This window comes from Brevundimonas sp. UBA7664 (assembly GCF_002483305.1).
Taxonomy (GTDB): Bacteria; Pseudomonadota; Alphaproteobacteria; order Caulobacterales; family Caulobacteraceae; genus Brevundimonas.
Map to the genome: position 1 here is coordinate 1 of NZ_DLHQ01000025.1, position 19,034 is coordinate 19,034.

At 69.6% G+C, this 19,034-nt stretch carries 23 protein-coding genes; 11 read left to right on the forward strand and 12 right to left on the reverse strand.

The features are described 5' to 3' along the window. The first annotated feature begins 74 nt into the window (after positions 1 to 74). The 4 genes from B2742_RS05075 (at position 75) to B2742_RS05090 (ending at position 5,789) form a co-directional block, all read left to right on the forward strand. On the forward strand, positions 75 to 2,399 hold the full coding sequence (locus B2742_RS05075) for a PAS domain-containing sensor histidine kinase (protein ID WP_292063715.1): 2,325 nt from the start codon (positions 75 to 77) through the stop codon (positions 2,397 to 2,399). A 4-nt stretch (positions 2,400 to 2,403) separates the two neighbouring features. Continuing rightward, positions 2,404 to 3,828, forward strand: coding sequence for a serine hydrolase domain-containing protein (locus tag B2742_RS05080; protein ID WP_292063716.1), 1,425 nt, complete (start codon positions 2,404 to 2,406; stop codon positions 3,826 to 3,828). 60 nt (positions 3,829 to 3,888) lie between these two features. Beyond that, on the forward strand, positions 3,889 to 4,743 hold the full coding sequence (locus tag B2742_RS05085; protein WP_292063718.1) for an HAD family hydrolase: 855 nt from the start codon (positions 3,889 to 3,891) through the stop codon (positions 4,741 to 4,743). A 74-nt stretch (positions 4,744 to 4,817) separates the two neighbouring features. Then, positions 4,818 to 5,789 carry a dienelactone hydrolase family protein gene (locus B2742_RS05090; protein WP_292063720.1) on the forward strand — a complete coding sequence of 324 codons (972 nt, stop codon included), beginning with the start codon at positions 4,818 to 4,820 and terminating at the stop codon, positions 5,787 to 5,789. A 4-nt stretch (positions 5,790 to 5,793) separates the two neighbouring features. Here B2742_RS05090 and B2742_RS05095 read toward each other — a convergent pair whose 3' ends face one another. Next, positions 5,794 to 6,672 carry an MBL fold metallo-hydrolase gene (locus B2742_RS05095; RefSeq protein ID WP_292063722.1) on the reverse strand — a complete coding sequence of 293 codons (879 nt, stop codon included), beginning with the start codon at positions 6,670 to 6,672 and terminating at the stop codon, positions 5,794 to 5,796. A 71-nt stretch (positions 6,673 to 6,743) separates the two neighbouring features. Here B2742_RS05095 and B2742_RS05100 point away from each other — a divergent pair, with 71 nt between their 5' ends. From B2742_RS05100 to B2742_RS05110, 3 genes are read left to right on the forward strand one after another with little or no spacing between them, the layout of a single operon-like run. Next, positions 6,744 to 7,070 (forward strand): ArsR/SmtB family transcription factor, encoded by a 327-nt coding sequence (locus B2742_RS05100; protein WP_292063724.1) that lies wholly within the window; start codon positions 6,744 to 6,746, stop codon positions 7,068 to 7,070. Between the two features lie 3 nt (positions 7,071 to 7,073). Continuing rightward, complete coding sequence (locus B2742_RS05105) at positions 7,074 to 7,409, forward strand: rhodanese-like domain-containing protein (protein WP_292063726.1); 336 nt, start codon at positions 7,074 to 7,076, stop codon at positions 7,407 to 7,409. A 4-nt stretch (positions 7,410 to 7,413) separates the two neighbouring features. Then, positions 7,414 to 8,196 carry a sulfite exporter TauE/SafE family protein gene (locus tag B2742_RS05110; RefSeq protein ID WP_292063729.1) on the forward strand — a complete coding sequence of 261 codons (783 nt, stop codon included), beginning with the start codon at positions 7,414 to 7,416 and terminating at the stop codon, positions 8,194 to 8,196. Here the strand turns inward: B2742_RS05110 and B2742_RS05115 are convergent. Genes B2742_RS05115 through sdhC form a run of 7 tightly spaced genes read right to left on the reverse strand, consistent with a single transcriptional unit; the run spans position 8,193 to position 13,116 of the window. After that, positions 8,193 to 8,519: a PilZ domain-containing protein gene (locus B2742_RS05115; RefSeq protein WP_292063731.1), complete on the reverse strand. Its 327-nt coding sequence runs from the start codon at positions 8,517 to 8,519 to the stop codon at positions 8,193 to 8,195. The two genes, B2742_RS05110 and B2742_RS05115, sit on opposite strands and share 4 nt — an antisense overlap. Continuing rightward, on the reverse strand, positions 8,516 to 9,316 hold the full coding sequence (locus tag B2742_RS05120; protein WP_292063734.1) for a kinase: 801 nt from the start codon (positions 9,314 to 9,316) through the stop codon (positions 8,516 to 8,518). The genes B2742_RS05115 and B2742_RS05120 overlap by 4 nt, the downstream gene beginning before the upstream one ends. A gap of 9 nt (positions 9,317 to 9,325) precedes the next feature. Further along, the gene (locus B2742_RS05125) at positions 9,326 to 9,646 is read right to left on the reverse strand and encodes a 2Fe-2S iron-sulfur cluster-binding protein (RefSeq protein WP_292063736.1); all 321 of its coding nucleotides are present in this window, start codon (positions 9,644 to 9,646) and stop codon (positions 9,326 to 9,328) included. A gap of 1 nt (position 9,647) precedes the next feature. Then, positions 9,648 to 10,448: a succinate dehydrogenase iron-sulfur subunit gene (locus B2742_RS05130; RefSeq protein WP_292063738.1), complete on the reverse strand. Its 801-nt coding sequence runs from the start codon at positions 10,446 to 10,448 to the stop codon at positions 9,648 to 9,650. After that, entirely contained in the window at positions 10,448 to 12,232 is a 1,785-nt protein-coding gene (gene sdhA, locus B2742_RS05135) for a succinate dehydrogenase flavoprotein subunit (RefSeq protein ID WP_292063741.1), read from the reverse strand. Before sdhA ends, B2742_RS05130 begins: the two co-directional genes overlap by 1 nt. A 6-nt stretch (positions 12,233 to 12,238) precedes the next feature. Continuing rightward, positions 12,239 to 12,646: a succinate dehydrogenase, hydrophobic membrane anchor protein gene (sdhD, locus tag B2742_RS05140; protein ID WP_292063744.1), complete on the reverse strand. Its 408-nt coding sequence runs from the start codon at positions 12,644 to 12,646 to the stop codon at positions 12,239 to 12,241. Then, entirely contained in the window at positions 12,643 to 13,116 is a 474-nt protein-coding gene (sdhC, locus tag B2742_RS05145; protein WP_292063746.1) for a succinate dehydrogenase, cytochrome b556 subunit, read from the reverse strand. The genes sdhD and sdhC overlap by 4 nt, the downstream gene beginning before the upstream one ends. 181 nt (positions 13,117 to 13,297) lie before the next feature. Between sdhC and B2742_RS05150 the strand changes: the two genes are divergently transcribed. After that, positions 13,298 to 13,852, forward strand: a complete 555-nt coding sequence (locus B2742_RS05150; RefSeq protein ID WP_292063748.1) for a hypothetical protein — start codon at positions 13,298 to 13,300, stop codon at positions 13,850 to 13,852. On the opposite strand, the gene B2742_RS05155 is transcribed toward B2742_RS05150, so the two are convergent. Both B2742_RS05155 and B2742_RS05160 read right to left on the reverse strand, forming a co-directional pair. Beyond that, positions 13,836 to 14,264 (reverse strand): HIT domain-containing protein, encoded by a 429-nt coding sequence (locus B2742_RS05155; RefSeq protein WP_292063750.1) that lies wholly within the window; start codon positions 14,262 to 14,264, stop codon positions 13,836 to 13,838. The two genes, B2742_RS05150 and B2742_RS05155, sit on opposite strands and share 17 nt — an antisense overlap. Positions 14,265 to 14,307: 43 nt before the next feature. Then, complete coding sequence (locus B2742_RS05160) at positions 14,308 to 15,207, reverse strand: SIMPL domain-containing protein (protein WP_292063753.1); 900 nt, start codon at positions 15,205 to 15,207, stop codon at positions 14,308 to 14,310. A gap of 220 nt (positions 15,208 to 15,427) precedes the next feature. Here B2742_RS05160 and B2742_RS05165 point away from each other — a divergent pair, with 220 nt between their 5' ends. Beyond that, entirely contained in the window at positions 15,428 to 15,982 is a 555-nt protein-coding gene (locus tag B2742_RS05165) for a peroxiredoxin (protein WP_284223164.1), read from the forward strand. A gap of 127 nt (positions 15,983 to 16,109) precedes the next feature. After that, on the forward strand, positions 16,110 to 16,643 hold the full coding sequence (locus B2742_RS05170; protein ID WP_292063757.1) for a carboxymuconolactone decarboxylase family protein: 534 nt from the start codon (positions 16,110 to 16,112) through the stop codon (positions 16,641 to 16,643). On the opposite strand, the gene B2742_RS05175 is transcribed toward B2742_RS05170, so the two are convergent. Continuing rightward, the gene (locus B2742_RS05175; RefSeq protein WP_292063759.1) at positions 16,640 to 17,440 is read right to left on the reverse strand and encodes a LytTR family DNA-binding domain-containing protein; all 801 of its coding nucleotides are present in this window, start codon (positions 17,438 to 17,440) and stop codon (positions 16,640 to 16,642) included. The genes B2742_RS05170 and B2742_RS05175 overlap by 4 nt on opposite strands. 88 nt (positions 17,441 to 17,528) lie before the next feature. Between B2742_RS05175 and B2742_RS05180 the strand changes: the two genes are divergently transcribed. Then, positions 17,529 to 18,167 (forward strand): DUF2306 domain-containing protein, encoded by a 639-nt coding sequence (locus B2742_RS05180; RefSeq protein WP_292063761.1) that lies wholly within the window; start codon positions 17,529 to 17,531, stop codon positions 18,165 to 18,167. 13 nt (positions 18,168 to 18,180) lie between these two features. Here B2742_RS05180 and B2742_RS05185 read toward each other — a convergent pair whose 3' ends face one another. After that, complete coding sequence (locus B2742_RS05185) at positions 18,181 to 19,032, reverse strand: glutamate racemase (RefSeq protein WP_292063762.1); 852 nt, start codon at positions 19,030 to 19,032, stop codon at positions 18,181 to 18,183. Positions 19,033 to 19,034: the final 2 nt, after the last annotated feature.

Genomic DNA, 19,034 nt, shown 5'->3' on the forward strand with positions numbered 1-19,034 from the left:
CCCCCCCCCCCCCCCCCCCCCGACCCTCATGCGGTATGGTTACCGAATCAGGGCGCGGGAGCTGACACGACACCATGGCCGAGGCCGACATCGCCTATGTCGCGACCGCGGGCGCCGCGGGGCTGGCCCTGGCCCTCAGCGCCTGGGCGGCGCGGCTGCGCGGGCGGCTGGCGGCGCGCAACCGGGTGGCCGAAGCGGAACTGGCGGCCGCTCTGGTCGACCTGGCCGACCGTGACGGGGCGTTGGCGGCGTTCGAGGATGTGCGACTGGCCCTGACGCCGGACGGCCAGACCCGGCGGCTGGGATCGCCGCAGGCCTGGGCCGCCTTGACGCGTGAACTGGCCAACGAAGACGACCATGAACGCGATCCGGGGCTGGTGGTGCTGGACGCCGTGCGGCGGGCGGCGGGGCCCCAGCTGGACGCCCTGATCGATCAGGGCGAGGCCTTTGACGCCGTTCTCGAAGGCTCAGGCGGAGCCTGGTCGGTCGAGGGCCGGTCGTCCGCGGGCGCGGCCTGGCTCAGGCTGTCGCGGCTGGGGCTGGTCGGGACGGCGACCGAGAGCGGTCTGGGCCTGCTGGCCGATTCCTATCCGGCGCCCACCTGGATCACCGATGCGGCCGGGCGGCTGGCCTGGGCCAACAAGGCCTGGCTGACCGAGATGAAGGCCGAGAGCGTCGAGGCGGCGCGCGAGAAGGGGCTGAGCTTCGACCGCGGGGCCGACGCCATCGTCGCCGAGGCGGGCCGGACGCATCAGCATCAGGACGGCTTCCGCTGGACCACCGGCGGCGGACGGCGGCGGGCCTGGCGGATCGTGGCCGAGCCGGTGCAGGGCGGGGCGGGCGCCGTGCTGGCCTTCGCCCTGGACATGACCGAGGCGGAGGAGACGCGCGACACCCTGCGTCGCCACGTCGAGGCCCATGACGAGACGCTGAACCACCTCGCCGACGCCGTGGCCATCTTCGGCCCGTCCAAGCGGCTGGCCTTCCACAACACGGCCTTCCAGACCCTGTTCAACATCGATCCGGCCTGGCTGGACGAACGGCCGACCCATGCCGAGCTGCTCGACCGGCTGCGCCAGCGCCGCCTCCTGCCCGAGGTCATCGACTACGCCGGGTGGAAAGCCCATGAGCTGGACTTCTACGGCGCCTCCGAGGCCGCGCCGGACGACAGCTGGTCCCTGCCCGACGGGCGGACGCTGCGGGTGGTGCGCCAGCCGCACCCGCTGGGCGGGGTGCTGCTGCTGTTCTCGGACATCACCGACGAGCTGAAGCTGCGCAGCCGGTTCAACGCCCAGATCCAGGTGCAGACCGCGACGCTGGACAAGCTGAACGACGCCGTCGCCGTGTTCGGCTCGGACGGGCGTCTGCGCCTGCACAATGAGGCCTTCGACGCCTTCTGGGGCGTGACCGGCGAGGCGCTGGACGCGGCCGCGGACTTCGACGCCGTCGCCGCCCTGTGCCAGTCGACCATGCCCGATCCGGCCCTGTGGCTGGGGCTGAAGGCGCGGGTCGCCGATCCCGATCCCGAAAGCCGGGTGCCGATCGCCGGCGAGGGCAAGACCACCGACGGCCGCATCGCCTCGTGGCTGACGCGGCCCCTGCCCGACGGCGCCACCCTGGTCGCGTTCGCCGACATCACCGCCCGGCGCGGGCTGGAACAGGCCCTCGCCGCCAAGGCCCAGGCGCTGGAGGAATCGACGGCGCTGAAGCGCGAGTTCGTGGGCAGCGTCTCCTATGAACTGCGCACGCCCCTGACCACCATCGTCGGCTATTCCGAACTGCTGGAGATGCAGGCCGATCTGCCCGAGCGCAGCCGCCAGCACGCCGGGGCCATCCGCATCGCCGCCAGCCAGCTGGCCAGTTCGATCGACGATGTGCTGGACATGGCCCAGATCGATGCGGGCGAGATGGAGCTTCAGCTCGGCGACGTGCGCGTGCGCGACCTGCTGGACACGGCCGCGGAGCGGGTCCGGGCCCGGATCGAGGCGCGCGGGGCCCGCCTGACGGTCGACTGCCCCAACGGCCTGCGTCCCATCCGCGCCGACGCCCAGCGGGTCGGTCAGGCGCTGGACCATCTGCTGGACCACGCCGCCCGGGCGGTGTCGGAAGGCGGCGCCGTGACCCTGTCGGCCGAGGCCACGACCTCGGAAGTCCGCATCCGCGTCGAGGACACCGGGCGCGGCATTCCCTATCACCTGCAGGCCCACGTCTTCGACCGCTTCGTCCGGCGCGAGCGCGGCGGGCCCGGCGTCGGCCTGGCCCTGGTCAAGGCCCTGGTCGAGCTGCACGGCGGCTGGGCCGAGGTCGAGAGCGAGCCCGGAAAGGGCGCCGCCTTCATCCTGCATCTGCCGCTGGAAGCCGCGGGCGTGGCGGCGGCGCCGGAACTTCGGCTGGGGTGACACCATGAGCGACTGGAACCGTCGGGGGCTGCTGGCCCTGGGAGGCGCGACGATCGTCGCGGGCGGCGCGCGCGCCCAGGACTCCGCCGTCGGCCTGGCGCCCGAGCTTGGGGATCGTCTCGGGCAGATGATGCGCGACGCCAAGGTTCCCGCCGCCGGCGTCGCCGTGGTCCACGAGGGTGCGGTGGTTGCGGCCCAGGGGCTGGGCCTGGCCTCCCTGCCGTTCCAGGTTCCGGCCGACGAACGGACGCTGTTTCATCTCGGCTCTGTCTCCAAGCAACTGACGGCCTCGCTGGTGCTGGAGCTGGTCGAGGCCGGAGCCATCGCCCTGGATGATCCGGTCGGGCGACACGCGCGCGGCCTTCCGGAAGCCTTCGCCAGCGCTCCGATCCGCACCCTGCTCAGTCACACCAGCGGCATACCGGACTACGAAGGCCTTGAGGGGTTCGAGGCCGACCGGGCGATCGACCGGGAGACGTTCCTTGCGGGCGCCGCCGCGCTGCCGCTCAATTTCAGGCCGGGCGAGGCGTGGGCCTACTCCAACACCGGCTATGTGCTGCTGGGCTATCTTCTGGCCGATGTGACGGGCCAGTCCTATCGGGACCGGATGAGCGAACGGCTGCTGGGACGCGTCGGCCTTCGGGACGCGAGGGTCGATGAGGCCCGCGCCATCATCCCCGGCCGCGCCGAACCCTATGTGCTGGAAGACGGGGTCGCGCAGCACGCGGTCGGCATGGATTCCGATTTTTCCGGTTGGCCAGACGGCGGCGTGCTGATGTCCGCGCGGGACGCCGCGCGGTGGGAGCAGGCGCTCCAGGGCGCCGCGGTTCCATCGCGCTTCACGGTGGAGGCCCTGACGACGCCGGCGCTGATGGCCAGCGGGCGCAGCGCGGCCTATGGCGCGGGCTGGTTCACCGACCGATTGAACGGTCACGCCGTCCAGTATCATTCGGGCAGCGTGCCAGGCTTTCTGACCTATGCGTGGCGGGCCCCGCGCACGCGGACCGCGGTGACGGTCATGGTCAATATCGAAAGCGGCCCGGCCGCGGCGTTCATGCGTGAGGCCTGCCTGATGCTGGCCGAGAGCGTGGCGCCGGGCTCGACCCCGCTGTCGTTGGCCCCCGCGGAGGATGACGCGCCCGAGGTGACGGCCGCGGCCCTGACGATGCTCGCGCGGGCGGACCGGGCTCTGGATCCAGCGCAGTTCACCCCGGAAATCTCAGCCCTGATCGGCGGGCAGGCGGGCGGTTCGGTGCTGCCGCCCAATCTGGGGTCCGATCTCGCCGGCGTCGGCTGGGCCCTGGTCGAACGCCACGAGGAGCCGGGCGGGCAGGTCCGGCGGTACAGGCTGACCCGCGGCGGCCGGATGCGTCACATCAGCATCGCCTATGCCCCCGACGGCCGCATCTATCGGGTGCGGACCCTCTAGCGGCGGTCGTGACCGCGCCCGCCGCTTCGTATAGAGCGGCGGAGCACACAGGATTCCGCCATGTCCAAACGCCTCAAGACCGCGCTGATCTACGACTTCGACGGCACGCTCGCGCGCGGCAATATGCAGGAGGTGACCTTCATTCCGTCGATCGGGATGGGGATCGGCGACTTCTGGGGGGAGGCGGACAAGCTGACCCGCGAGGCCGATGCCGACAACATCCTGATGTACATGCAGCTGATGCTGAAACAGGCGCGCGACAACAATGCGCCGATCACGCGCAAGCTGCTGGCCGAGCATGGCGAGGATGTGAAGCTGTTCGACGGCCTGAAGTCCGACCTGACCGGCAAGGGCTGGTTCGACCGCATCAATGCGATGGGCGAGAAATACGGGCTCGAGATCGAGCACTACATCATCTCGGCGGGCCTGGAGGAGATGATCGAGGGCTGCCCGATCCGGCCGGAGTTCCGGCACGTCTTCGCGTCCAAATTCGTCTATGACGACCACGGCGTGGCGATCTGGCCGGCGGTCGGGGTCAACTACACGACCAAGACCCAGTATTTGTTCCGGATCAACAAGGGCGTGCTGAACCACTGGGAGCACGAGAAGATCAACCGCTTCATGGCCGACGACGACCGGCCGGTGCCGTTCGAGCGGATGATCTTCCTCGGCGACGGCGACACCGACGTGCCGACCATGAAGATGATGCACACCAAGGGCGGCTATTCGATCGCCGTCTATGACCCGCGCAACTCGGACCGCGACCAGCAGAAGATCTATGGCCTGATCTCGGAGGACCGGGTCAATTTCGTCGCCGCCGCCGACTATCGCGAGGGCTCGGCGCTGGACCTGATCGTCAAGGGTCTGATCGGCCGGATCGCCATCACCGCGGGGACGGTTCCGGACGTTCTTTGAGCGGCTGCATCCAAAGAGGGCGGGGGCGGCGACTACCCTGTGAGAGGCGGATGAACCGCTTGGGAGATCCCATCTTGTATCGACTTGTCCGCCTGGCGCTCGCCGCCGCCGCTCTGTTCCTGTTCGCCAGCCCGGTGGCGGCGCAGGCTGTGTCCGAACGGCCGATCCCGGGCTTCCCGCACGCCAAGGTCTATACACTGAGCGGCGACGAGGCGCGGCCGGTGGTGGTCATCCTTCACGGCGCGGACGGCGGTACGGAGGCGGGCGACCGTTTCGGACCGATCCTGGCGCGGATGGGATACGCCGCCGTCGGCCTGCCCTACTATTCCCCGGATTGGGGCGACTACGGCCCGCCCAAGGCCCTTCCCGAGCTTCCGGGCAGCTTCATCGACATCCGCGTCGACCAGATCGACGAGCTTCGCGAGGCGCTGCGCGGCATGTCGGGCGTCGACGTCGAACGCTTCGGCCTGTTCGGCGCGTCCAAGGGCGCCGAGTTCGCCCTGATCGCGGCCAGCCGGTACGACTGGATCGACAGCGTGGTGGCCTATGCGCCGACGGACGTGGTCTGGGAGGGCTGGGGGCTGGAGATGGTCGAGGCCGAGGGCACCCGGTCGTCCTTCTCGTTCGGGGGCGAGCCGCTGCCCTTCATGCCCTATCGCGGCTTCGTCGAAGGCCTGCTCGCGGGCCCCGCGGCGGACCTGAGGGCCATTCACGAGAATGGGCGCGCCGACCATCCAGAGCGCGAGGCCGCCGCGCGCATCCCGGTCGAGCGCTATCCGGGCGCGCTGATGGTGATCGCCGGTGGGCGGGACGCGCAATGGAACTCGGCCGGCGCCGCGACGGCGATCCAGCGGTCGCGGACGGAGGTCGGCCTTGAAACCGGGGCCCTGATCTATCTGGAAGCCGGACACGATCTGGTCGGCGACGGGGGGCCGCGCGACGCCGCGCGAAGCGGGGGGACGCCGGAAGCCAACGCCGCCGCGCGTCAGGACGCCTGGCCCAGGGTGGTCGACTTCCTCGCCCGGACACTGACGCCCGGCGCCTAAGCCGCTAGATCGCGTTCAGCGGCAGCTTCAGGAACCGCTTGCCCGAGGGTTCGGGCGGCGGCAGGGCGCCGGCGCGGATGTTGATCTGCAAGGACGGCAGGATCAGCGCGGGGACCTTGAGGGTCGCGTCCCGGGCCTCGCGCAGGGCCACGAACGCGTCTTCCGAACGGCCGCCCCCGATGTGGATGTTGTCTGCGGCCTCGGCGGCCACCGTGGTCTCCCAGCGATAGTCCGCGCGACCCTCGGGCAGATAGTCGTGGCCGACGAACAATCGCGTCCCGGGCGGCAGGGCGAGGATGCGCTGGATCGAGCGGTAGAGGGTCCGGGCGTCGCCGCCGGGAAAGTCGCACCGCGCCGTGCCGTAGTCGGGCATGAACAGGGTGTCGCCGACGAAGGCGGCGTCGCCGATGACATAGCTGACGCAGGCCGGCGTGTGGCCGGGCGTATGGATGACCTCGACCGGCAGGGACCCCAGGGTGAAGCGCGCGCCGTCGGCATAGAGGCTGTCGAACACCACGCCGTCGGCGGTGACGTCATGGGCTTCGAACAGGACGCCGAAGACCTTCTGCACCTCGGTGATGCGGCTGCCGATGCCGATGGGGGCGCCGGTGCGGCGGCGAATTTCGTCAGCGCCGGTCAGGTGGTCGGCGTGGGCGTGGGTCTCCAGAACCCGTTCCAGCGTCAGTCCGCGCTCCGCGATCCGCGCCAGGACCTGCTCCAGCGAGCCGGTCGAGGTGCGGCCGCTGGCGGCGTCGAAATCGAGCACCGGGTCGATGACCGCCGCCGCGCCGGTCGCGGGGTCAGCGACCAGATAGGTGACGGTATGGGTCGCGGCGTCGAAGAAGCCCTCGACGGTCGGGACGGGGGCGGGGTCGGCGATCATCGGACGCTCCTTGGCTGGGCCTCAATATATTAGTACTTGCTAAATTAGCAATATCTTATATATACCGCGTCATGAACCCCTCCTCCACCCTGTCCCCTGACCGGTTTCAAGGCAACGCCGGCGAGGCGGCCCGGCTTCTGAAGGCGCTCTCGAACGAGAAGCGGCTGATGATCCTGTGCCAGCTCGGCGACGGCGAACGCGCGGTGGGCGAGCTGCTGCCGCTGGTGGGCCTGTCCCAGTCCGCCCTCTCGCAGCACCTCGCGGTGCTGCGCGACGAAGGTCTGGTCACCGGCCGGCGCGAGGGCGTGTCCATTCTCTACCGCGTCTCCGATCCGGCGGCCCGGATGATCATCGCCGTCCTCGCCGACATCTATTGCCCCCCTGTTCAAGGAAACTGATCCATGGCCGTGCTCACCCCCCTCTCCGCCGCCGAGGTCGCGGCCCGCATCAAGTCCGGCAAGGCCGTTCTGGTCGACATTCGCGAGCCCGGCGAAGTCGCGCAGGAACGGATCGCCGGCAGCGTCATCAAACCCCTGTCCGCCTTCGACGCCGCTGACCTGGATCACGGGCCGGACCAGAGCGTGATCTACATGTGCCGCTCGGGCGCCCGGACCGGCATGAACTGCGTCCGGCTGGCCGCCCAGGTTCCGGGTGAAGCCTTCGTGCTGGAGGGCGGACTGAACGCCTGGAAGGCCGAGGGCCTGCCCACCGTCAGCGGCTCCGGCAAGTCCGCATAGCGGCATGGACCCGACCGTCGCCCAGCTGCTGCTGGCCGTCCTGAGCGGCGGCATCGTCGCCCTGCTGCTGACCGTGTTCGGCGGCGGGGGCTCGGTGCTGGCCGTGCCGCTGCTGCTGTATGTGGTCGCGGTGCAGGACCCGCATGTGGCCATCGGCGCCTCGGCCGCCGGGGTGGCGCTGAACGCCCTGACGGCCCTGGCCGGCCAGGCGCGGGCGGGGCGGGTGCGCTGGCCCTGCGCCCTGCTGTTCGCCGCCACCGGCTCGGCCGGGGCCTTCGCCGGGTCGTCAGTCGCCAAGGTGATCGACGGCCACGCCCTGCTGATCTTCTTCGCCCTCGCCATGGGACTGGTCGCCCTGGCCATGCTGAGGCCGAACGCGCCGGTCGGGGCCGAGGACGTGCGGCTGACGCGGGCCATGGCGCCGCGCATCGCCGCCTCGGGCGCCGGCGTGGGCGTGGCCGCGGGCTTCTTCGGGATCGGCGGCGGCTTCCTGATCGTGCCCGGACTGATGGGCGCCGCGGGCATGACGCTCGCTCTGGCCCAGGCCTCGTCCCTGGTCAGCGTCGCGGCCTTCGGGGCGACGACCGCGGCCAACTACGCCCTGTCGGGCCTGATCGACTGGCCCATCGTCGCGGCCATGGCGGCCGGCGGAACGGCGGGAACCCTCGCCGGCCTTCCCATCGCCAGACGGCTGGGCGCCAACGCCGTCCTCGGTCGCCGTCTGTTCGCGGGCCTGATCCTGGTCGTCGCCGTCTATGTGGCGATCAAGGCCGTGACGGCGCTCTAGCGACCCCCCGCCCGCAGCCACGCCGCACGGGCATCGGAGAGGCGAGAGGGGATCAGACCGCGCAGCGAAGCCTGGCCGATGCGTTTCAGACCGGCCTCAAGACCCTTCTGCCAGGCCACCTGCGCCTCGATGGCGACGCCCTGGGCAATGTCGATCACCATCACCACCTTCGGCAGGACCAGATTCCGGTCCAGCCGGATACGACCGCCCTGGGCCGAGTGATCGATCAGCTGGCAGGGCAGCTCAAGCCCCGGCGAAACCACCACCGCGCGCGTGTTGGCGGGCGAGCGCGGCTCGAAACGGCGATCCTGCGGGGCGGTCATGCGTGCATAGAACCCGGCAGACGGTTTCGATCCAGTTGCACCACGACATCGGCCCTCACGCCGCCGTCCAGCATTTGACGTGTGATCCGCTCGAAATACTGGATGAAGCCGGCCAGCCGTGCGCGTTCGGCGGCGGGCAGGTCGGCAGGAGCGACGCCCAGCAGATCAGCCTCCTGCTGGCAGCGCCAGTCCAGCACAACATCGAAGGACGGCGCCTTGAGGAAGAGGACGGCGTCGAACCGGGCGATGAAGTGGGCATAGGCCCCGCCGATGAAGCCGTTCACGGCGCGCCGCCAGCCGATGTCGGGGTCGTGGTCCGCTTCCAGCGCATTGACCGGCTCGGCCAGTTCCGCCGCATCCTGCGGCAGGGCGCCGAGGCACCAGGCGTCGATCAGAATGGCCGAGGGCCGACCCGCAAAGACACGCCAGTTCGCGACGGGCCGCCGGTCGTCGCCACGCTTGTCGAAATCGGGGATGCGGGTCTCGTCATCCGGTCCGGCGGAGGACAGGGCGTCGATCAACTGTTGCAGCAGGCCGAGATCGTGCGTCCCGGGCGGGCCTCGGGTGACGAACAGCGGATGGACCTCCCGCGCCAGGGCCTCGCGTTCGGCCCGGGTCAGATAGACGTCGTCGATCGAGATCTGGACCGCCCCGAACCGGTCGGCGGCGGCGCGGGCGAGGGTGGTCTTGCCGGACCCCTGCGCCCCGACCAGGGCGATCAGCGGCGGACGGTCTTTCGGTCCGTCGGCGATCAGCCGGCCGACGAGATCGACCAGTTCAGGGTTCGCCCGGCCCACGGCCGCGGTTCAGTGCTGGTTTTCGGGGAGACGGACGATCAGGCCGTCGAGATCGTCGGTGACCCGGATCTGGCAGGACAGGCGGCTGTTCGGCTGGACGTTCTCGGCGAAGTCCAGCATCGACTCCTCCATGGCCGAGGCGCGGCCGGTCTCGGCGGCGAAGGCCTCGTCGACATAGACATGGCAGGTGGCGCAGGCGCAGGCCCCGCCGCAGTCGGCGTCGATGCCGGGGACGTTGTTGCGGATCGCCCCCTCCATGACGGACAGGCCGGTCTTGATCTCCACGACATGCTCGCGGCCGTCGTGTTCGATGTAGGTGATCTTCGCCAAGTCAGGCGGCCTCGGTCTTCTTGCGGGACGGGGCCACCATCAGCTTCTTGGTTTTCGCGATCGCCTCCGCCGGGTTCAGCCCCTTGGGGCAGACCTGGGCGCAGTTCATGATGGTGTGGCAGCGGTAGAGTTTGAACGGGTCCTCGAGGTCGTCGAGCCGCTTGTCCGTGGCGTCGTCGCGGCTGTCGGCGATCCAGCGGTAGGACTGCAGCAGGGCCGCCGGGCCGAGGTATTCGGTCTGGTTCCACCAGTAGCTGGGGCAGGACGTCGAACAGCAGGCGCACAGGATGCACTCGTACAGACCGTCCAGCTTGGCGCGGTCCTCGGGCAGCTGGATGCGCTCCTTCTCCGGGTCCGGCTCGTCGGACTGGAGGTAGGGCTGGATCGAGTCGTACTGGGCGTAGAACAGGGTCAGGTCCGTCACCAGATCCTTGACCACCGACTGGTGCGGCAGGGGGGCGATGGAGATGGTCGAGGAGGCGCACTCCTCCCAGCCCTTGGTGCAGGCCAGGGTGTTGCGGCCGTCGATGTTCATCGAGCAGGAGCCGCAGATGCCCTCGCGGCACGAGCGCCGGAAGGTCAGGGTCGGGTCGATCTCGTTCTTGATGTGGATCAGGGCGTCCAGCAGCATCGGGCCGTGGTCGTCGGCCGAGATCTCGAACGTGTCCCAGCGCGGGTCGGCGTCGACCTCGGGGTCGTAGCGATAGACCTTGTAGGTCTTGACGTTCTTCGCGCCGGCCGGGGCCTTGTGGACCTTGCCGCGCGTGGGCTTGGAGCCCTTGGGGAGAGTCAGCTGGACCATTAGTACACCCGCGCCTTGGGCTCGATGTAATCGATGTCCGTGGACATCGTGTAGTTATGCACCGGGCGATAGTCGATCTTCACCGGCTCGTTCGGCACCTTCCACGACAGGGTGTGCTTCATCCAGTTCGCGTCGTCGCGGTCGGGATAGTCCTCGCGGGCGTGGGCGCCGCGCGATTCCGTGCGGTTCAGGGCGCTCTCGATCGTGACCAGGGCCTGATCGATCAGGTTGTCGTATTCGAGGGTCTCGACCAGATCGGTGTTCCAGATCAGGCCGCGGTCGGTGGTCTTGATGTCGGCGCCGGCGGCGTGGATGGCGCGCAGCTTGGCCACCCCCTCCTCCAGCGTCTTGCCGGTGCGGAAGACGGCGGCGTCGGACTGCATGGCGCGCTGCATGTCGATGCGCAGCTTCGACGTCGGGGTCGAACCGTTCGCATGGCGGAAGCGGTCGAACCGGGACAGGTGGCCGTCGGTGGTCGAGGCGGGGGCGTCCGGCACCTTCGAGGTCTTGTCGACCACCTCGCCGCAGCGCAGGCCGGCGGCGCGGCCGAACACGACCAGATCGGTCAGGCTGTTGGAGCCCAGGCGGTTGGCCCCGTGCACCGAGACGCAGGCCGCCTCGCCCACGGCCATCAGGCCGGGGACCACGGTGTCGGCATTGTCGCCGACCTTGGTCAGGACCTCGCCGTGATAGTTGGTGGGGATGCCGCCCATGTTGTAGTGGACGGTCGGCAGGACCGGGATGGGCTGTTTCGTCACATCGACGCCGGCGAAGATCTTGGCGCTCTCGGAGATGCCCGGCAGGCGTTCGTGCAGCACGGCCGGATCGAGGTGGTCGAGGTGCAGGTGGATGTGGTCCTTGTTCGGGCCCACGCCGCGGCCTTCGCGGATCTCGATGGTCATGGAGCGGCTGACCATGTCGCGCGGGGCCAGATCCTTCACGGTCGGCGCATAGCGCTCCATGAAGCGCTCGCCCTCGGAGTTGGTCAGATAGCCGCCCTCGCCGCGGGCGCCCTCGGTGATCAGGCAGCCGGCGCCGTAGATGCCGGTCGGGTGGAACTGGACGAACTCCATGTCCTGCAGCGGCAGGCCGGCGCGCAGCACCATGGCGTTGCCGTCGCCGGTGCAGGTGTGGGCGCTGGTGGCCGAGAAATAGGCGCGGCCGTAACCGCCCGTGGCGAGGATCACCAGCTTGGCGCGGAAGCGGTGCATGGTCCCGTCGTCGAGCTTTAGCGCCGTCACGCCGGTGCAGGCGCCGTCCTGCATGATCAGGTCGAGGGCGAAATATTCGACGAAGAACTCGACCTCGCGGCGGACCGACTGGCCGTACAGGGTGTGCAGGATGGCGTGGCCGGTGCGGTCGGCGGCGGCGCAGGTGCGCTGCACCGGGCCTTCGCCGAAGTTCCGCGTCATGCCGCCGAAGGCGCGCTGGTAGATCTTGCCCTCGTCGGTGCGCGAGAAGGGCACGCCCCAGTGCTCGAGCTCATAGACGGCCTTGGGCGCGTTGCGGACCAGGTATTCGATGGCGTCCTGGTCGCCCAGCCAGTCCGACCCCTTGACGGTGTCGTACATGTGCCACTGCCACGAATCCTCGCCCATGTTGCCGAGCGAGGCGGAGATGCCGCCCTGGGCCGCGACCGTGTGCGAGCGGGTCGGGAAGACCTTGGTGACGCAGGCGACCTTCAGCCCCTGCTGGGCCGCGCCGAGGGCGGCGCGAAGGCCCGAGCCGCCCGCGCCGACGACGACGACGTCATAGGCGTGATCGACGAATTCATAAGCAGCCATCAGCCGTCAGATCCCGAAGCCGGCGGGCAGGGGCGCGGAGCCCAGGGCCAGCCTTACGATGAAGAATACGCCCGCCGCCGCGATCAGGACGCAGAGCAGGCCGATCAGGCCCAGGATCGCCGTGCGCGACCCGGGCTTGTGGATATAGTCATCGACGATGACCTTCAGCCCCATCTGCATGTGCCAGACGCTGACCAGCAGGGTGATCGCCAGCAGGACCGCGTTCACCGGCGAGCGGAACCAGGCGAGCGCCCCGTCAAAGCCGCCGCCCGACAGGACGAAACCGCTCCACAGACCCCAGAGGGTCAAGGGCACGAGGATCAGGGACGAGGCGCGCTCGGCGGTCCATTCCCCGGCGCCGTGGCGGTCGGAGACCTTGACGCCCTTGACGAAGATCTTGGTGTCGCGGCTCACAGCGCGATCCTTCCCGAGGCGAAGAGGAGGGCCCAGAAGGCGACGGCGATCAGGACGCCGCCGATGATCGAAGCCCAGGACAGGGCGTCGGCGGTCTTCGGCGACAGTCCGACGGCCGCATCCCAGATCAGATGGCGGACGCCGCCGGCCAGGTGGAGGCAAAGGGCCACAGTCAGGCCGAACCAGACGAACAGGCCCAGCGGCGAACCCATCCAGTCGGTGAAGGTCGCATAGGCGTCCGGCCCGAAGGCGAGGGCCAGCAGCCAGAGGAACACCAGTCCTGCCCCGACCGACAGGGCGCCGCCTGTCATGCGGTTCAGGATCGAGGCGAACATGGTGACATGCCAGCGCCAGACCTGAAGATGCGGCGAAAGCGGGCGGACGCGGCCGTTGGGCTGAACCACGAAACGGCCGGTTTGATCGTCGGTCGGATCGTTGGAAGCGTCGCCCGGAAGGGGGGAGGTCGACATATTGCGAATGGTTCTCAGAAACCTGAGCGAATTCAGCCGCTCGAAACCGGTGGACCGGGTTTAGTCAGCGTGACGGCAGGGGTCAACGAAGCGTGAGCAGGTGCGGCATCGGCGATCACGAATTCGCGGGTCGGGTGCGCCCGCTTTGCCAACTTGCCCGGTTCACGGCAGTCTTCGGCCCATGTCGGGGTTCATCGTCGTCGCCTTCGCGAGCCTGTTGATGCAGCAGGCCGCGCCGCATCCCTCCACGCAGGCGCCCTATCGGGCCCCGGCGATCCGGCCGTTCGAGCCCGCCCCGGACTCTGCCCGTGAGCAGGCCCAGGGCGATGCCGAGGGGGACCTGTACCGGCGCCCGCTGGAAGCTCCGGTGGTGGTCGAGGCCTATGTCCGCTCCTATGAGTTCACGCCGAGCGACATCGAGACCGTCTATGAGCAGGGCGTGGCCTCGGCCGAGATCCGGGCCGATCAGAGCGCCGGTCCGCTGGACGGCGGGTGGCGGATGGTCGATGCGGCGGGACGGCCGCTCTATGATCTGGTCCTGAGCGATCCGGGCGTCGGGCCGGTCGAGGGCGGCTGGCGCAACCGGTCCGGCTGGGGTCCGGCGACATCGGACGGCGTGGTCCTGACGCTGGACGGCGCGGGCGCCCTGACCCTGGAGCGGACCGCGAACGGCTGGCGCGGGACGTTGACCGTCGACGGCCAGACCCGGCCCGCGGCCCTCATCCGCCCGGACTGAGACGCATCCGGGATATCGCGGCCTGAAGGCCGTTGGCGCCGTAGGGCACGGCCGCGCCGCGCCCCCAGACCGGATCGGGCCACAGGTCGTCGTCATGGCGGCGGCCGACCACATGGACATGCAGCTGGGCGGTGACATTGCCGAGGGCGGCGACGTTCAGCTTCTGCACCGGGCGGCCCGCCGCCTGGCCGAGGAACCGCACATTTTCGCCGGCGCGCACGACCTCGTCGAGCAGCACCGCGCGCTCGGCCGGGGTCAGGTCCTCGATCTCATGCAGGCCGGCGCGGCGCGGAATCAGGATCAGCCACGGAAAGCGCGCGTCGTCCTGGAGCCGGACCTGGCACAGAGGCCAGTCGCAGACGACGACGGAGCCGATGTCGAAGGCGGGATCAGCTTTGAACGCAGCGGTCATGACCCTCGGTCGCGCGGCGGCGGCGCCGGGTCAAGCGGGACCGTCAATTCAGCGCATAGACCACGCAGGCCCGGTCGGTCAGTTCGCGCAGCGGCGGCTGCAGCGCCAGCCGGGCGGCCTCGATCTGGGCTTCTGTCGGACCGGCCGCGCCCGGCGGAGCCGGCGGCGGGGCCGCGTGAATCCGGTTGCCCGTGATCATCATACCACTCGGCGCGCCATTCACCGTCGTGGCCTGTTCCGCGCCGGACGTATAGGACGGCCAGCCGGCCAGGACGTCGGTCTCGCAGGCGCGGCCGGTGGGATCAATGACCCGCACGGCGCCCAGGGCCGCGCCGGCGTTCGTGGCCGCCTCGCGCGCCCGCCGCGCCGCGTCCTTGACCGCCTCGGCCTGCAGCCAGGTGTTGGTCGCGTTTTCGGGCTCGAGATTGAAGCCGACCTGGCTGGTCGAGGTCGGCTCCGAGGCGATCACCGTGGCGTAGACCCGCTCCAGCACCGCCATGTCGCGGACGGTGACGCTGATCGAGGCGTCGGCCTGGTAGCGGGCGATGCGGTCGGCGCGGACATTGTCGCGCAACACGCCGTTCTCGTCGCGATACTGATCATAGATCGGGCGGGTGGTGATGGAGGTCTCGACCCGAACTGTGTCCAAGCCATAGGCGGCCAGCGCCTGGCTGAGGGCGCGGATCTGGTCGGCGGCCTTGCGCGAGGCGTCGGCGGCGCTGCGGTCGATCGACTGGAAGGTGGCGCCGAAGGCGGCGCGGTTGGCCGGGATTTCGGTGCGCACATAACCCACCGAGGCGATGACCGGATCGCGCATCCACCACGGCGCCGGCACATAGCGCTCGCCGAGGGTGGCCGGGGGCGTCTGGGCCGAGGCGACGGCGGGAACAACCGCGGCCGGGAGCGCCGTGGCGATCAGCAGGGTGAGGGTCAGACGGCGCATGGCGATATCTCCGGTTGCGGCTCGACCCTGCCCTCCCCCGACTGGCGCGTAAAGGCGCGGAGGGATTTCATCAGGCCTGCGCCGGCCTATGGAGGCTATAGATAAAATCTATCGAGGTTTCCGGCTTCCACTCATTGACTTTGTGCACCGCACACGCCATTTCGCAGTTGCGGCGCCCTCCCCGGCGCAAACCCTTTCAGACACCTCAGGAGCACCTGCCATGCTGGGCGTTGGACAAACACTGCCGGACTTCAAGATCATCGGCGTCAAGCCGGGCTTCAACAGCCACGAGGAAAACGGCGTCTCGGCCTTCGAGCCGATCACCAAGGACAGCTTCGAGGGCAAGTGGAAGGTGATCTTCTTCTACCCCAAGGACTTCACCTTCGTCTGCCCGACCGAGATCGCCGAGTTCGCCTCGCTGGCGCGCGACTTCGACGACCGCGACACCGTGGTGATGGGCGGCTCGACCGACAATGAGTTCGTGAAACTGGCCTGGCGCCGCGACCACGCCGACCTGTCGAAACTGCCGATCTGGCAGTTCGCCGACAACGGCGGCAAATTCGCCCGCGACCTGGGCGTTCTCGATGAGGCCGAGGGCGTCGCCCTGCGCGCCACCTTCGTGGTCGATCCGCACAATGTCGTGCAGCATGTCTATGTCACCAATCTGAATGTGGGCCGCGCCCCCGCCGACACCCTGCGTGTCGTCGACGCCCTGCAGACCGACGAGCTGTGCGCCTGCAACCGCCCGGTGGGCGGCGAGACGCTGGCCGCGTAAGTACTGACCAGCGTTGAACTGGACAGGCGGCGGCGAAAGCCGCCGCCTGTTTCGTATCTACCTTGTTGCGCTAACGCTCGCCGCGCCGCGGCTCGCTGCTTGAGCGCATTCTGTTCTGGAGTTTCCCATGTCGATCGACGCCCTGCGCGACCTCATCCCCGCCTATGCGAAGGACATCTCACTGAACCTCGGTTCGCTGGCCTCGGAGACGGTGCTCAACGACCAGCAGAAATGGGGGACCTTCCTCGCCTCGGCCCACGCCATCGGCGTCGCACCGGTGGTCCGGGCGATCGAGGCCCAGGCCGCGACGGTGCTGTCGCCGGAAGCGATGAATGCGGCCAAGTCGGCCGCCGCCATCATGGGCATGAACAACATCTACTACCGCTCGCTGCACCTGATGAAGAACAGCGAGTACACGACCATCCCCGCCCGGCTGCGCATGAACGTCCTGGCCAACCCGGGCGTCGACAAGATGGATTTCGAGCTGTGGTCGACGGCGGTCTCGGCCATCAATGGCTGCGGCTCCTGTCTGGACGCCCACGAGGGCGCCTTGCGCAAGCACGGCGTGCCGGCGACCCAAGTCCAGGCCGCCCTGCGCATCGGCGCCGTGGTTAACGCCGCCAGCCGGATCGTGGCGTCGGAAGCCGCGCTGGCCGACTAGGAGGCCGGTGAGGCCCAATCGGTGTCACGCAGGCCGCCGGCGTAGGTCCGGCTGACCGGCGCCGTCGCGCCGTCGGCCAGGATCAGCTCGCCTCGCCCGTCCTTCCAACGGGCCGACTCGACCGCGGCGCGCGCCACCCACCACGACCGATGCACCCGGAAGCCATCCGCGTCCTTCAGCGCGGTCAGGGCGTCCGACAGCCGCATCAGCACGAGGGCCGAGCCCGCCTCGGTGCGAATGCGCAGATAGTGGTCTTCCGCCTGGACGGCCAAGAGCCGCGCCCGCGCCAGGCGGGGCGGCAGCCTCGCGCGGATGACAGGCGGCGCCACGCCTTCCCGCGCCGTGGGCCTCTGGGTCGGAGCGAGGAAGCGCCGGACGGCGACGGCCAGCACGATCACCGCCACATTGACGGTCGTCACGTCCAGCAAGAGAGGCACGATGTCCTCGGCCGATGCACGTGAGCCGAACACCACAACCTCAATCAGGGAAACCCAGACTGCGATCGGAGGCGTCATCGTCGCCAGTTGCGCGGCCGCGAACAACACCGGCCGGTCCCCCAGCCGGCGAGCGAGGAAAAGCTCAATCAGGGCGGCGATCACCCAGCCGCCGACCAGGGCCATCTGCCAGTAGAGGTAGCGGAGAGTCACGGGCAGCTGGCCCGTGTCGAACGCCTCGATCGCCGCCAGAAACAGGCCGAACAGCGCGAGGGCGACAAACTCCGCCGGCCCCGCCCGCCCGATCAGCGGCCGCCGCATCGCCTCGATTACCCCCACGCCGTCCCGCCCCGTCCCGTTCACGAAAGGACCGGCTCCGTTCGCGAAGGGCAGGCTGACACGCCCCCGCGCTCCGGTTCAAGCCGCAGCAGTCAACAGAAGGAGCGACGACGTGAGACGAGCGGTGGCGATTGCGATTTTCGGCATGGTGACCTTGCTGGCCCTATGCGTGGCGCTGGTCAGCGCGCGCTATCTATTGCCGGAACCGGCCTCTCCGGCGCCGCTCATGATCCTCCATCTGGAGCGCTGGCCCTGGATGGTGATCGGCCATGTTGGCGGCGGAGTGACAGCGCTGGCGTTGGGCACGTTCCAGCTGGTCACACGCAAGGGGCCGCGCCGGGTTTGGCACAGGTTCGCCGGGCGGGTTTATGTCCTGGCCTGCCTGTCCAGCGCCGTCACCGGCTTCGGACTGGCCCTGTACAGCACGGCCGGTCCGATCGCCTCGGCGGGCTTCGGCGGACTGGCCGTCGCCTGGTTCTTCACCACGGCCGTGGGCTGGCGCAAGGCCCTTCAAGGCGAGTTCGCCAGACACCGGCGGTGGATGATCCGAAGCCTGTCCCTGACCTATGCGGCGGTGACCCTGCGGATCCTGCTCCCGCTTTCGCCCCTGAGCGGTCTGGACTTTGACGACGCCTATCGCGCCGTCGCCTTCCTGTGCTGGGTCCCGAATATGTTGCTGGCCGAACTGTGGCTGCGGATCTGGGGGTGGAACGCCGCGCCGCCGCCGCGCCCGGCCCGGCTCGCCGGCTGAAGCCGGAAGCGGGTCAGGCCGGGGCGAAGGTCAGGGGCGCGCCCCAGAACTGGCTGACCAGATCCGACTGCGGCCCGGGCTTGCCGCTGGTCAGGAAGTCGCGCCGGCCGGAACCGCCCAGCGCATACTCGGGATGCCGCGCGAAATACCGGTCCAGAGCGTCCGCCACGGCCGTCGGCTGATGGATCAGCGGCGTGCCGGGCGGCAGGGCCGCGGCGAAGATGTCCGCGACGATTTCATAGTGGGTGCAGCCGAGGATGGCCTGGTCCGGATGGCGGCCGATGCGGCGACGCAGGGCGTCGACATGGTCGTTGACCACAACCCTGAGCTCCTCGGCGGGCGCGCCCAGCTCGATCAGGCCGGCGAGGCCGGGGCAGGGTTCGGAAAAGACCGCCAGATCCTCGCGCCGCTTGTCGATCTCGATCTCATAGACCCGGCTCATGGCCGTGGCGGCGGTGCAGAAGACGCCGGTGATGTCGATGGCCTCGATCTTGTCGTCCAGCGGCGTCCGCTCATAGGCCCAGGGCAGACCGGTCGCGGCCTCGATGGTGGGGACGATGATGCCGAGGACATTGATCGGCCGGCCATGGCGCGCGCGGGCCTCGGGCACCCAGGACTGCTGCAGCCGCCGCAGGGCGATGGCCGAGGCGGTGTTGCAAGCCAGGACGATGACATTGGCCCCGGCCTCGAACAGCCGCTCGCAGCCCGCGCAGGTCAGGTCGACGATCTCCTCGCCGCCGCGCCCGCCGTAGGGGGCGTTGGCCTGGTCGGCCAGATAGACGAAATCCCGGTCGGGAAACCGCCGCGTCAGTTCGCGGTGGACCGTCAGGCCGCCCACGCCGGAGTCGAATACGCCAATCGCCATGG

Excerpts from the sequence above, each read along its gene's own strand:
- B2742_RS05170 (WP_292063757.1), top strand. The coding sequence starts at position 16,110 with ATGTCGATCGACGCCCTGCGCGACCTCATCCCCGCCTATGCGAAGGAC.
- B2742_RS05185 (WP_292063762.1), bottom strand. The coding sequence starts at position 19,032 with ATGGCGATTGGCGTATTCGACTCCGGCGTGGGCGGCCTGACGGTCCAC.
- B2742_RS05115 (WP_292063731.1), bottom strand. The coding sequence starts at position 8,519 with ATGACCGCCCCGCAGGATCGCCGTTTCGAGCCGCGCTCGCCCGCCAAC.
- B2742_RS05075 (WP_292063715.1), top strand. The coding sequence starts at position 75 with ATGGCCGAGGCCGACATCGCCTATGTCGCGACCGCGGGCGCCGCGGGG.
- B2742_RS05100 (WP_292063724.1), top strand. The coding sequence starts at position 6,744 with ATGAACCCCTCCTCCACCCTGTCCCCTGACCGGTTTCAAGGCAACGCC.
- sdhC (WP_292063746.1), bottom strand. The coding sequence starts at position 13,116 with ATGTCGACCTCCCCCCTTCCGGGCGACGCTTCCAACGATCCGACCGAC.
- B2742_RS05150 (WP_292063748.1), top strand. The coding sequence starts at position 13,298 with ATGTCGGGGTTCATCGTCGTCGCCTTCGCGAGCCTGTTGATGCAGCAG.
- B2742_RS05155 (WP_292063750.1), bottom strand. The coding sequence starts at position 14,264 with ATGACCGCTGCGTTCAAAGCTGATCCCGCCTTCGACATCGGCTCCGTC.
- B2742_RS05105 (WP_292063726.1), top strand. The coding sequence starts at position 7,074 with ATGGCCGTGCTCACCCCCCTCTCCGCCGCCGAGGTCGCGGCCCGCATC.
- B2742_RS05110 (WP_292063729.1), top strand. The coding sequence starts at position 7,414 with ATGGACCCGACCGTCGCCCAGCTGCTGCTGGCCGTCCTGAGCGGCGGC.
- B2742_RS05165 (WP_284223164.1), top strand. The coding sequence starts at position 15,428 with ATGCTGGGCGTTGGACAAACACTGCCGGACTTCAAGATCATCGGCGTC.
- B2742_RS05130 (WP_292063738.1), bottom strand. The coding sequence starts at position 10,448 with ATGGTCCAGCTGACTCTCCCCAAGGGCTCCAAGCCCACGCGCGGCAAG.
- B2742_RS05095 (WP_292063722.1), bottom strand. The coding sequence starts at position 6,672 with ATGATCGCCGACCCCGCCCCCGTCCCGACCGTCGAGGGCTTCTTCGAC.
- sdhA (WP_292063741.1), bottom strand. The coding sequence starts at position 12,232 with ATGGCTGCTTATGAATTCGTCGATCACGCCTATGACGTCGTCGTCGTC.
- B2742_RS05160 (WP_292063753.1), bottom strand. The coding sequence starts at position 15,207 with ATGCGCCGTCTGACCCTCACCCTGCTGATCGCCACGGCGCTCCCGGCC.
- B2742_RS05085 (WP_292063718.1), top strand. The coding sequence starts at position 3,889 with ATGTCCAAACGCCTCAAGACCGCGCTGATCTACGACTTCGACGGCACG.
- B2742_RS05080 (WP_292063716.1), top strand. The coding sequence starts at position 2,404 with ATGAGCGACTGGAACCGTCGGGGGCTGCTGGCCCTGGGAGGCGCGACG.